Consider the following 11250-nt stretch of genomic DNA (forward strand, 5'->3'; position numbering starts at 1 on the left):
GACGGGCCAATCTGCGCGCGCCGCCGCTCCGGATCACCAGTAGGCGACCGGGTCGGCCGGGGCCGTGGAGCAGGGACGGCAACTCATGATCATTCTGATTCTGATCGGGCTCCTCGGCGGACTGATCACGGCGGTCTCGCCCTGCATCCTGCCGGTGCTGCCCGTGGTGTTCCTGGCCGGTGGGCCCGCTCCGGACGCACCCCGGGAGATCCACGCGACGGGCGGAGCGCGGGCCGCGGACTCCGGCTCCGACGTACTGGTCGACGCCCCGCCGACCACGAAGCGGCCGCGCAACCGGCGGCCGTACGCCGTCGTCGCCGGACTGGTCCTCAGCTTCAGCTTCTTCACGCTGCTGGGCGTGACCATCGTGACCGCGCTGGGACTGCCCGAGGACATCCTGCGCTACGTCGGGCTGGCCCTCCTCGTCCTCATCGGCCTCGGACTCGTCTTCCCGCCCGTCGAACGCGTCCTGGAGAAGCCCTTCGCCCGCATCCCGCAGCGGCAGGTGAACAAGGAGGGCAGCGCGTTCGCCCTCGGCCTCGGACTCGGACTGCTGTACGTGCCGTGCGCGGGTCCGGTGCTCGCGGCCATCACCGTCGCCGGTGCGCAGGGCCGCCTGAGCCTCGACATCGTGGCCCTGACCGTGTCCTTCGCGATCGGCACCGCCCTGCCGCTCCTGGTGTTCGCGCTGGCCGGCCGCCGGGTGTCGGAGCGGATCGGCGCCTTCCGCAAGCGGGCGAGGAAGCTGCGGATCGTGGCCGGCGCCCTCATGATCGTCCTGGCGCTCGGTCTCGCCCTGAACGTCACCGACGCCATCCAGCGCGCACTGCCGGACTACACCTCGGCGGCGCAGAAGAGGATCGAGGACAGCAAGGCCGCCCGGCAGCAGCTCTCCGGCCTCTACGACGACTCCAACAAGGAGCTGTCGCGCTGCGAGGACGGCGTGGACGAGCTGCGCTCCTGCGGTCAGGCGCCGCCCATCGAGGGCATCTCCCAGTGGCTGAACACCCCCGGCGGGGAGCCCGTCGACCTGAAGAAGGAGCGCGGGAAGGTCGTACTGATCGACTTCTGGACCTACTCGTGCATCAACTGCCAGCGGAGCCTGCCGCACATCAGGGCGTGGCAGAAGGCGTACAAGGGCGCGGGACTGGAGATCATCGGCGTCCACTCGCCGGAGTTCGGCTTCGAGAAGAAGGCGGGCAACGTCCGGAGCCAGGCCGAGAAGCTCGGCGTCACCTATCCCGTCGCCCTCGACAACAAGCTGACCACCTGGGACAACTACCGCAACCGGTTCTGGCCGGCCAAGTACCTCATCGACTCCCACGGCACCGTCCGCTACTTCACGTTCGGCGAGGGCCGGTACGCGCAGACCGAGGACCTCATCCGCGACCTGCTGCGGGACGCCGACCCCACGGTGAAGCTGCCGCCCAGGACCGGCCAGGCCGACGCGGAGCTGACCGCCGACCGGACCCCCGAGACCTATCTCAACAACCACAACATCGTCGGCTACGTCGGTGACCCGCTCGTCGACGACAAGGCGACGGCCTACCACTTCCCGGCCGACCTCCCCGCCGGCAAGCTGGCGCTCGACGGGACCTGGACCGCAGGCTACGACCACTTCACCGCCGGCGAGAACGCCCGCCTGGCCATGACGTACAAGGCCAAGAACGTCAACCTCGTCCTCGCCGGACGCGGCCGGGCCACCGTGCTGCGCGACGGCGAGGTCGTCAAGCGGCTCGACATCGACGGCACACCGACCATGCACCGCCTCATCGACGACAAGAACGCCCACCAGGGCCGCCTGGAGGTACGGCTCACCCCCGGGATACAGGCCTACGTCCTGACCTTCGGCTGACCGGCGGGCCCCGCACCCCGGCCGCGCACCACCGGACACCCCGGCGGCGTGCGGTCGCCGACCTCCCCGCACCGCCTTAGCGTGTGGAGCATGAGCGAAGAACCGGGTGAGAAGCCGCTGGAGCGGGATGTCCTCGACGAGCTCGGCGACGACGGGCTGCGGCAGCTCGCGGAGGCACTGGGCACGGACGCGCCGGGCGCCCAGGACTTCGTCGCCGACACCGTGTCGAACCTCTCGGGCGGCCTGCGCGAGCGGGCCGAGGAAGGCCCCGACGGCGCCCACGAGGTGCGGGAGGCCATCGACGAGGCCGCCCAGCCGCCGCTCCAGGGCGTGGCGGCGTTCGGCGGCCTGGGCGGGCCCGCCGCCGGCGGGCTGCTGGCGGGACTGCTGGCCCGGATGAGCCGCCCCGCCGCCAACGCCATCGCGAAGCGGACGGGCCTGCCCGCGGCGAACGTGGCCCGGGGGATCGAGCTGGTCCTCCCCGTGCTCGTGGCCGCCCTGAGCAGGCGCGCCGCCCGCAAGAAGTAGCGGCGGGCCGGACCGGGACGGACCCGGCGGGAGGAGTCCCCGCAGCCGGGCAGCCGGGGCCGCGGGCACACGCCCTAGCCGGAGATCCCGTCCAGCAGTCCGTAGACGGCCGCGTAGGCCACCGGTGAGGCGAGGAGCGCCGCGCCGAGACCCAGCCCCCGCTCGCGCCGGGTGCGGGCCAGCGCGAGCGGGAGTGCGCAGGCGAGCGCCCCGCAGACCAGGGCCTGCGCCGCGTACCCGAGCGTCAGCCAGGAGTGCAGGCACTCGCTGCCGAACAGCCCGCCCAGCGCGCCCAGGGCCACCACGCGACGCCACGGCCGGGAGCCGGACCGCCACCAGGCGCCGGCCGTGCCGAAGAGCGGCCCGACGGCCCAGGCCATCCCCAGCCAGACGAGCGGCAGGACGAGACCGCCCATGCCGTCACGGCCGAGGATCGCGTAGCCGTAGTAGCCGACGACGAGCCCGGTCTCGGCCAGCGCGCCGGCCACGGCGATCCGGCGGACAGCGCACAGGCGCGGCGCGAGGACCGCGCCGATGACGAAGGCCAGGGCCGACCACACCCCGCCGGAGTTGGCCAACTGGCTCCAGGGCCACGGCAGCCAGCCCTGCAACAGGTTCGTCAGGACGCCCAGGGCGAGCCCGACCGCGGCGCACACCGGCAGAAAGACGGCCGCGCGCGGCGGCTGCGCGGGGTGGTCGCGGACGAGCGGCGGCGACGGCGGGGCCGCGGCGGACGGAGGAGTCATGCACGTGACTATACATTCCATGTATACGCGCGGTTTATAGTGGGCTCCGCGGTGTCGGTCCGGGCGCCGGCCCGGCCGCTCAACGGCCGTCGGCGGGCCGGGCGGTGTGGCGCGGGTGCCCGGGCGTGCGGCGGCGCTCCTTCATCTCCGCCTCGTACAAGTGGTCCCGCCCCTGCGCCAGTTCGTCCCGGGCCCCGCGCTCCAGCTCCCGGTAGGGCCGGTAGAACTCCGCGTCGTACTCCTCCACGATCTGGAACGTCCAGCGCCCCTCCAGGACGTTGCGGCCCACCAGTTCGCGATCGATGCGGTCCGCCCAGCCGGTGTGTCCGGCATCGCGCAGCAGGTCGACGGCGCGCCCGAGTTCGAGGTCGGCGGTGCCGGTCAGCTGGTGGAAGGCGTAGAGGTGGCCACGGGCCCGCTCCACCGTCTCCAGCGCCTTGGTCACCGCTCCCAGGGCTTCGACCGTCGCGTCGTCGACACCCGGCGGCCGTAGATGGCCGGGGTCCGGCCGGTCTTCGTCAATGGTCATGCCCCTCTGGTCCCCGCCCGGCCGCCGCCCGTCCCGTCCCGCGACGCATCCCCCACCCATCGAGTGACATCCGACGCCACGCGCGGGCGGGCACGCGGTGCCTATTTCGCCCGCGCCCCGGCCCGGGGCGGCCCGGCGCTTGTGAAGTCGCCGATGCGGGGCACCAGGCACGGCAGGGGGGACGAACCGGAAGGAGCGGCTGATGAGTGTGCCGGCGCAGCGTCAGGGCGGAGGCGGCGGAGGAGGCACGAGCGGTCTCTACGACGTGCTCGAACTGATCCTGGACAGAGGGCTCGTGATCGACGCGTTCATCCGCGTCTCACTGGTCGGTATCGAGATTCTGAAGATCGACGTGCGGATCGTCGTCGCGAGCGTCGACACCTACCTCCGCTTCGCGGAGGCGTGCAACCGGCTCGACCTGGAGACGGGCAGCAAGAAGCCCAAGGGCCTGCCCGAGGTCCTCGACGGCACCGCGTCCCGGGGCAAGACCGAAGGCGCCCTGTCCGGTGTGGTCAAGGGCATCTCCGAGGCGGTGGGGCAGCCGCGGCGTGGCTGAGGGGTCGCGGGCGAGCGGGCGATGAGTTCCCGGGGCGCGCGGGGTCTGCCCAGGTATGACCCGCATCATCGCTGACATCTCCGTCTCGCTGGACGGCTTCGTGACGGGGCCGGACCCCGGCCCCGGCCAGGGACTGGGCGTCGACGGGGAGGCCCTGCACACCTGGGCCTTCTCCGGCGACCCCGACGAGCGCCGCCTCCTGCGCGAAGCGACCGACCGGTCCGGCGCCGTGGTCCTCGGCCGCCGCCTGTTCGACCTCGTCGACGGCCCGGACGGCTGGGACGACGGGACCGGATACGGCGCCGGCGAGGTGGGGAAGCCGGCCTTCGTCGTCGTGACGAGCGCGCCGCCGCAAACGGTGCGGCTGCGCGCTCTCGACTGGACCTTCGTGACCACGGGCCTGCCCGACGCCGTCGCCGCGGCCCGTGCGCGCGCCCTGGACGCCTCGGCGCGCCGCGGGAAGGACCTCGACGTCGTCCTCATGGGCGGCGGCGCCACCATCGCCGGGGCGCTGGCCGCCGGGCTGGTCGACACGCTCACCCTGCACCTGGCGCCCGTCGTGCTCGGCTCCGGCACACCGCTGTTCACCGGCGCCGGGGGCCCGCCCCGCGCGCTGACGCAGCGTGCCGTGACCGTGACACCCCACGCGACACATCTCACCTACGACCTAGAAGTGGTGCATTAGGTGTTTTAGGGACAGGGTGGACGGGGACTCGGGTCGTGAAGCCTTCCGGGCCTCGCCCCGGAGAGCCGAGAATCAACGATGTACAGGAGTTCTCGTGACAGTCCCCGCCGTGACCCTCAACAACGCCGTTCGGATCCCCCAGCTCGGCTTCGGCACCTTCCAGATCCCGCCGGAGGACACCCGCGCCACGACGCTGGCGGCCCTGGAGGCCGGCTACCGGCACATCGACACGGCACAGATGTACGGCAACGAGAAGCAGGTCGGCGAAGCCGTCCGCGACAGCGGCCTCGACCGCGCGGACGTGTTCGTGACCAGCAAGCTCAACAACGACGCGCACGGCCACGACGCCGCGCTGCGGGCCTTCGACGGCACCCTGGAGGCCCTCGGGCTCGACCACGTCGACCTGTTCCTCATCCACTGGCCGCTGCCCGCCAAGGGCGACTTCGTGGAGACGTGGAAGGCGCTGGAGGAGGTCTACCGCTCCGGGCGCGCCAAGGCCATCGGTGTGTCGAACTTCCAGCCGACCCACCTGCGCCGCCTGCTGGAGGCCACCGACGTGGTGCCGGCCGTCAACCAGATCGAGGTCCACCCGTACCTGACCCAGGACGACGTGCGCGCCTTCGGCGCGGAGCACGAGATCGCGACGGAGGCCTGGTCGCCGATCGCGCAGGGCAAGGTCCTCAAGGACCCGACCATCGGCCGCATCGCCGAGCGGGTCGGCAAGTCGCCCGCCCAGGTCACGCTGCGCTGGCACCTTCAGCGCGGAGACATCGTCTTCCCCAAGTCGGTGACGCCCGAGCGGATCGCGGAGAACTTCGACCTGTTCGACTTCGAGCTCACCGAGGGCGACCTCGGCGAGATCTCGGCGCTGAACCGGGACGAGCGCACCGGTCCCGACCCGGACCGCTTCAACGGCTGAGGGTCCCGTGCACCCCGGGGAGCCGCCCGTACGCACGCCGCCCGCCGGGTCCGCCGGCGGGCGGGCGTACCTGGCCGTCTGCGGCCACACGCACCTGTTCCGCGGGGCGCGGTGCCGGATCCGCGGGCTGGCCGACCCCGGGGCGTTCGCCGCCGCGCCGCGCCCCGCCGACCTGCTCCTGCGGTTCGCCGACGACGTGGTCGTCGAGGCGGAGCTGCGCACCGACGGGCCGACGGGGGCGGAGCTCGCCGTGGCGGGGTACACCACCGCCGCGGGCACCTCGGTCGACGGACGGTCCTGGACGGTCCGCGCCGTGGATCGCACCGGCGACGACGTCGAGCTGATCGTCGCGGGCTGACCGGCTTCCTGCATGTGCCGGGGGCGTATCGACCGGTCTTTCTTGTGTGCGCCTCGTGTTCGCCTTGTGTGAGGAGCGAGTGGCGGGGCAGACGAAACCGTGGAGAGTGCCCGGAGTGATGGCCGGGCCACGGTGTGTGAGGAGTGTGCTGACGTGCTCGTACCGGCTGCCCGGGACCTACGGACCGCCCTTGCCGCGTTCGCGGACGCGGTGATCACGGACGGGCGCTGTCCCACGACGGCCAGCGCCCGCGCCCGCGAAGACGCCGAGTACACGCTGTGCGTGATGACCGGCACCGGCGACCCGCGTGCCGCCGTCGCCAGGGCCGACGTGTGGCTCGCGGACAAGGGTCTCGCCGACGGCGGACTGGACATGGCGCCCGCCGAGATCGACGAGATCGAACTGCTCGACCGGGCGGTCCCCGACGACCCCGGCGCGGTGGCACCTGCGGCGTAGGCGCGGCAGGCGCGGGGGGACGGCGCGAGGCCGTCCCCCCGCGCCGCTGGTTGCGGCGGTGGGGGGGGGGCCCCCCCCCCCCCCCCCCCCCCCCCCCCCCGGGGGGGGGGGGGGGGGCGCCCCCACACCGCCCCCAGCGGCGGCAGCCGCAGCGTCAGCGACGCCGGGAAGCCGCGGTGGGCGCCGGACGTCAGGGGGAGCGGATTCTCGTTGAGGACGCCGCTGCCGCCGTAGCGCACCGCGTCGGTGTTGAGGACCTCGTGCCAGACCTCCGCCGACGCCTCGGGGACACCGATCCGGTAGACGTCGCGTACCACGGGGGCGAAGTTGACGACCGCCAGCAGCGGGGCGCCGTCGGAGGCGTGCCGGACGAACGCGAGGACGTTGTCGTCCGCGGCGTCCGGCTCGGCCCAGGAGAAACCGCCGGGGTCGCCGTCCCGCTCCCACAGCGCGGGGCGCGCCGTGTACAGGTGGTTGAGGTCGCTCACCAGGCGCTGGACGCCCCGGTGGTCCTCGTGCGCGGGATGGTCCGCGCCGAGCACCCACCACTGGGGCCCCTCGGCCTCGGACCACTCGGCGCCCTGCGCGAACTCCTGCCCCATGAACAGCAGCTTCTTGCCGGGGTGGGCCCACATGTAGGCCAGATAGGCGCGGTGGTTGGCGCGCTGCTGCCACCAGTCGCCCGGCATCTTCGACACGAGCGAGCGCTTCCCGTGGACGACCTCGTCGTGCGAGACCGGAAGCACGTAGTGCTCGCTGTACGCGTACACCATGGAGAAGGTCAACTCGCCGTGGTGGTAGCGGCGGTGGACCGGATCGTGGGTCATGTAGGCGAGGGAGTCGTGGGACCAGCCCATGTTCCATTTGAGGCCGAACCCCAGGCCGCCGAGACCGCCCGCCGCCGGCTCGTGCGTCGGCCGCGTCACCCCGTCCCAGGCCGTCGACTCCTCCGCGACGGTCACGATGCCCGGGCACCGCCGGTACAGCGTGGCGTTCAACTCCTGGAGGAAGGCGACCGCGTCCAGGTTCTCCCGCCCGCCGTGCTCGTTCGGCGTCCACGCGCCGTCCTCGCGCGAGTAGTCGAGGTACAGCATGGAGGCCACGGCGTCCACGCGCAGCCCGTCGATGTGGAACTCCTCGCACCAGTAGACCGCGTTGGCGACGAGGAAGTTGCGCACCTCGCGGCGCCCGAGGTCGAAGACGAGCGTGCCCCAGTCCGGGTGGGCGGCCCGCACCGGGTCCTGCGGCTCGTACAGCGCCCGCCCGTCGAAGTCGGCCAGCGCCCACGCGTCGCGCGGGAAGTGTCCCGGTACCCAGTCCAGGAGCACGCCGATGCCCGCCCGGTGCAGGGCGTCGACCAGGTACCGGAAGTCGTCGGGGGTGCCGAGGCGCGCGGTGGGGGCGTAGAAGCCGGTGACCTGATAGCCCCACGACCCGCCGAAGGGATGCTCGGCCACGGGCATCAGTTCCACGTGCGTGAACCCCGCCCCGGAGACGTACTCGACCAGTTCGACGGCCAGCTGACGGTAGGTCAGCCCCGGCCGCCACGACGCCAGATGCACCTCGTACACCGACAGCGGGGCCGCGTGGGCCGGGCGGTCGCCGCGCCGCCGCATCCAGTCCTCGTCGCCCCAGACGAAATCGCTGTCCGTGACGATCGACGCGGTCGCGGGCGGCACCTCGGTGCGGCGGGCCATCGGGTCCGAGCGTTCCAGGCGGGCGCCGTCCGGCCCCGTGATCTCGAACTTGTAGTGGGCGCCCGCCCCGACCCCGGGGACGAACAGCTCCCAGACGCCGGAACCGCCCAGCGAGCGCATCGGCAGCGCCGACCCGTCCCAGTGGTTGAAGTCGCCGCGCACGCGCACACCCCGGGCGTCGGGGGCCCACACCGCGAAACGGGTGCCGCGCACGCCCTGCCGCTCCTGCACATGGGCGCCGAGCACGGTCCACAGCTCCTCGTGCCGCCCCTCGGAGACGAGATGCAGGTCGAACTCCCCGAGGGTGGGCGGGAAGCGGTACGGGTCGTCGACCTCGACAACACCGTCCGGATAGCCGACACGCAACCGGTACGCGCCCGGGTCCGCCCCCGGCACCAGGCCCGTGAACAGGCCGTTGCCCTCGTCGCGCAGCATCCAGGCGGCGGGGCCGCGCAGGACGGAGACGGAGCGCGCGTGCGGGCGCAGGCAGCGCACGACCACTCCGTCCGGCGCCGGACGGGCGCCCAGGACGGCGTGCGGGTCGTGGTGCTCCCCGCGCACCAGCCGGGCGCGGTCGTCCGCGTCGAGAGCGGGCGCGGGGCGCGCGCGGTGCAGGGTGGTCGGGTCCACGTCGGCGACGGCCATCTGCGGAACTCCCTTGACGAGGGCGGACGGTGGGGGTCTCAGGGGGTGCGGCACAGGCGGGCCACGGCTGCCAGGGGGACGGCGATCCAGTCGGGGCGGTGGCGCGCCTCGTAGCCGACCTCGTAGACCGCCCGGTCCGCTTCGTGCGCGCGCAGCACCGCCGCGATGCCGTGCGGGTCGAACCGCCCGACCTCGGCGTATCCGCGCCGGAAGGCGGCGCTGGTGTGCTCGGCCCACTCCGGTCGTGGCGCGTCGCCGAGACGGGCCGCGTAGTCGAACGACCGGAGCATGCCCGCGACGTCGCCGACGGGGGAGTGGAGCCCCCGCCGCTCCGCCAGCGGCCTGCCCGGCTCGCCCTCGAAGTCGACGATGTGCCAGTCGCCGCCGGCCCGCAGCACCTGGCCCAGATGCAGGTCGCCGTGGACCCGCTGCAACGGGAGATCGCTGCCGGTGCGGGCGAACTCGGCGTAGACGTCCTGGAGGCGCGGCACGTACGTGCGCAGCGCGGGCACGAGGGACGCGGCGTGCCGGAGCCGGTGCGCCATCGCGTCGGCCAGCCGCACGGTGTGGTCCACGGGCGCCGCGGCGACGGGGAACGCCTCGGACAGGGCGACGTGGAGTGCGGCCGTCGCCCGGCCCAGGCCGCGCGCCTGGGCGCCGAAGTCCCCGCTCCCCACGGCCGATTCGCGGGCCAGCGTCCACCCGTCCCGGGCGTCGGGCAGGTAGGGCTGGACGACTCCGAGCGTCGCGAAGAACGGGACGAAGGTGTGGAACCAGGCGGCGGGGGCGAGCCCCTGGGCGTATCCGTTCCGTGCCAGGACGGTCGGGACCTCCAGGTCGGGGTTGATGCCGGGCTGCACCCGCCGGAAGAGCTTGAGGATGAGCCGGTCGCCGTAGACGATCGAGGTGTTCGACTGCTCGACGTCCAGGACGCGGGGCGCCAGGCCGCTGGGGACGCCGGTGCGCGGGAACGACTCGAACCGCAGGTGGCCGAGGGTGCCGCCCCGGCGGATGCGGTCAAGGAGCAGCAGTGTCGCGTCCCGGTCGTGCACGGCGTCGTACACCAGCAGGCCGCTCCCGGTGGGCCCCTCGACCTCGCCGATGACGTGGCGGCGCAGCCGTGGCGGCACGGCGGTGCGCGCGCCCAGCAGCAACTGGTAGTGGACGCCGTCCTGTTCGCGGCGGTGCTCCACCCGGACGAGCAGGTGGTAGCAGCCCGGTGTGAGTTCCGTCGCCGTGACCACGGACAGGCTCGCGATCCTGTGGTCCCGGCCGGCGAACCAGCGCTGCTCGGGCAGCCAGCGGGCCAGCAGCGCGGCGAGCCGCCCGCGCGTGACCACGGGCTCGGTCAGCAGGGACCGGCCCGCGGGGGAGGCGGCCGCGAGGTGGGTGATCGAGGTGGTCATGGCGGATCAGGTCCAATCGTGGTGAGCGACACGTGGAGTCAGGCTCGTGCCGCGCAGCCGGAACCAGTAGAAGCCGTGCCCCGCGAGCGTCAGCAGGTAGGGCAGCTCGCCGATCGCCGGGAAGCGCACCCCGCCGATCAGCTCCACCGGGTGCCGGCCGTCGAAGGTCCGCAGGTCGAGTTCGGTGGGCTGGGCGAAGCGGGAGAAGTTGTGCACGCACAGGACCAGGTCGTCCTTGTACTCGCGCAGGAAGGCCAGCACCGCGCCGTTGGAGGACGGGAGTTCCTGGTAGGAGCCGAGGCCGAAGGCGGGGTTCTGCTTGCGGATCTCGATCATGCGGCGGGTCCAGTGCAGCAGCGAGGAGGGCGACGACATGGACGCCTCGACGTTGGTGACCTGGTACCCGTAGACCGGGTCCATGACCGGCGGCAGGAAGAGCCGGCCCGGGTCGCTGGAGGAGAAGCCGGCGTTGCGGTCGGGTGTCCATTGCATGGGGGTGCGGACGGCGTCGCGGTCGCCGAGCCAGATGTTGTCGCCCATGCCGATCTCGTCGCCGTAGTAGAGGATCGGGCTGCCGGGCAGGGAGAGCAGGAGGGCGGTGAAGAGTTCGATCTGGTTGCGGTCGTTGTCGAGGAGGGGGGCCAGGCGGCGGCGGATGCCGATGTTGGCGCGCATGCGGGGGTCTTTGGCGTACTCCGCGTACATGTAGTCGCGTTCTTCGTCGGTGACCATTTCGAGGGTGAGTTCGTCGTGGTTGCGCAGGAAGATGCCCCATTGGCAGCCGGAGGGGATGGCGGGGGTCTTGGCGAGGATCTCGGAGACGGGGTAGCGCGATTCGCGGCGGACGGCCATGAAGATGCGGGGCATGAC

General features: G+C 73.0%; 11 protein-coding genes and 1 pseudogene. 7 read left to right on the plus strand and 5 right to left on the minus strand.

From position 1 onward, the window contains the following. The first annotated feature begins 85 nt into the window (after window positions 1-85). The gene (locus ACIP5K_RS29935; RefSeq protein WP_401414522.1) at window positions 86-1855 is read left to right on the plus strand and encodes a cytochrome c biogenesis protein CcdA; all 1770 of its coding nucleotides are present in this window, start codon (window positions 86-88) and stop codon (window positions 1853-1855) included. A 90-nt stretch (window positions 1856-1945) separates the two neighbouring features. Continuing rightward, complete coding sequence (locus ACIP5K_RS29940) at window positions 1946-2383, plus strand: DUF937 domain-containing protein (RefSeq protein ID WP_401414524.1); 438 nt, start codon at window positions 1946-1948, stop codon at window positions 2381-2383. Between the two features lie 74 nt (window positions 2384-2457). Here ACIP5K_RS29940 and ACIP5K_RS29945 read toward each other — a convergent pair whose 3' ends face one another. Together ACIP5K_RS29945 and ACIP5K_RS29950 are read right to left on the minus strand one after the other, a co-directional pair. After that, window positions 2458-3129, minus strand: a complete 672-nt coding sequence (locus tag ACIP5K_RS29945) for a DUF6518 family protein (RefSeq protein ID WP_401414526.1) — start codon at window positions 3127-3129, stop codon at window positions 2458-2460. Between the two features lie 79 nt (window positions 3130-3208). Then, complete coding sequence (locus ACIP5K_RS29950) at window positions 3209-3658, minus strand: hypothetical protein (protein WP_401414527.1); 450 nt, start codon at window positions 3656-3658, stop codon at window positions 3209-3211. A gap of 199 nt (window positions 3659-3857) precedes the next feature. Here ACIP5K_RS29950 and gvpJ point away from each other — a divergent pair, with 199 nt between their 5' ends. From gvpJ to ACIP5K_RS29975, 5 genes are all read left to right on the plus strand, one after another. Beyond that, window positions 3858-4214 carry a gas vesicle protein GvpJ gene (gvpJ, locus tag ACIP5K_RS29955; RefSeq protein WP_401414550.1) on the plus strand — a complete coding sequence of 119 codons (357 nt, stop codon included), beginning with the start codon at window positions 3858-3860 and terminating at the stop codon, window positions 4212-4214. Between the two features lie 55 nt (window positions 4215-4269). Next, window positions 4270-4899: a dihydrofolate reductase family protein gene (locus tag ACIP5K_RS29960; RefSeq protein ID WP_401414529.1), complete on the plus strand. Its 630-nt coding sequence runs from the start codon at window positions 4270-4272 to the stop codon at window positions 4897-4899. 94 nt (window positions 4900-4993) lie between these two features. After that, window positions 4994-5818 carry an aldo/keto reductase gene (locus ACIP5K_RS29965; RefSeq protein WP_401414530.1) on the plus strand — a complete coding sequence of 275 codons (825 nt, stop codon included), beginning with the start codon at window positions 4994-4996 and terminating at the stop codon, window positions 5816-5818. Window positions 5819-5825: 7 nt separating this feature from the next. Beyond that, the gene (locus ACIP5K_RS29970; protein ID WP_401414532.1) at window positions 5826-6176 is read left to right on the plus strand and encodes a hypothetical protein; all 351 of its coding nucleotides are present in this window, start codon (window positions 5826-5828) and stop codon (window positions 6174-6176) included. 153 nt (window positions 6177-6329) lie between these two features. Then, window positions 6330-6632, plus strand: a complete 303-nt coding sequence (locus ACIP5K_RS29975) for a DUF5133 domain-containing protein (RefSeq protein WP_401414533.1) — start codon at window positions 6330-6332, stop codon at window positions 6630-6632. 113 nt (window positions 6633-6745) lie between these two features. Here the strand turns inward: ACIP5K_RS29975 and glgB are convergent. The 3 genes and pseudogenes from glgB to ACIP5K_RS29990 form a co-directional block, all read right to left on the minus strand. Next, a pseudogene (gene glgB / locus ACIP5K_RS29980) lies at window positions 6746-8974 on the minus strand (1,4-alpha-glucan branching enzyme); the annotation flags it as partial. 38 nt (window positions 8975-9012) lie between these two features. Continuing rightward, the gene (locus tag ACIP5K_RS29985; RefSeq protein ID WP_401414535.1) at window positions 9013-10380 is read right to left on the minus strand and encodes a maltokinase; all 1368 of its coding nucleotides are present in this window, start codon (window positions 10378-10380) and stop codon (window positions 9013-9015) included. Between the two features lie 6 nt (window positions 10381-10386). Then, window positions 10387-11250, minus strand: an 864-nt coding sequence (locus tag ACIP5K_RS29990) for an alpha-glucosidase C-terminal domain-containing protein (protein ID WP_401414537.1), incomplete at its 5' end; no start/stop codon positions are given.

Origin of the sequence: Streptomyces sp. NPDC088785 (assembly GCF_044750685.1) — a bacterium.
In the GTDB taxonomy this organism is placed as follows: Bacteria; Actinomycetota; Actinomycetes; order Streptomycetales; family Streptomycetaceae; genus Streptomyces.

Bases quoted from the DNA above. Each gene is read 5' to 3' on its own strand.
- ACIP5K_RS29940 (WP_401414524.1), top strand. From the start codon at position 1,946: ATGAGCGAAGAACCGGGTGAGAAGCCGCTGGAGCGGGATGTCCTCGAC.
- ACIP5K_RS29950 (WP_401414527.1), bottom strand. From the start codon at position 3,658: ATGACCATTGACGAAGACCGGCCGGACCCCGGCCATCTACGGCCGCCG.
- ACIP5K_RS29935 (WP_401414522.1), top strand. From the start codon at position 86: ATGATCATTCTGATTCTGATCGGGCTCCTCGGCGGACTGATCACGGCG.
- ACIP5K_RS29960 (WP_401414529.1), top strand. From the start codon at position 4,270: ATGACCCGCATCATCGCTGACATCTCCGTCTCGCTGGACGGCTTCGTG.
- ACIP5K_RS29985 (WP_401414535.1), bottom strand. From the start codon at position 10,380: ATGACCACCTCGATCACCCACCTCGCGGCCGCCTCCCCCGCGGGCCGG.
- ACIP5K_RS29945 (WP_401414526.1), bottom strand. From the start codon at position 3,129: ATGACTCCTCCGTCCGCCGCGGCCCCGCCGTCGCCGCCGCTCGTCCGC.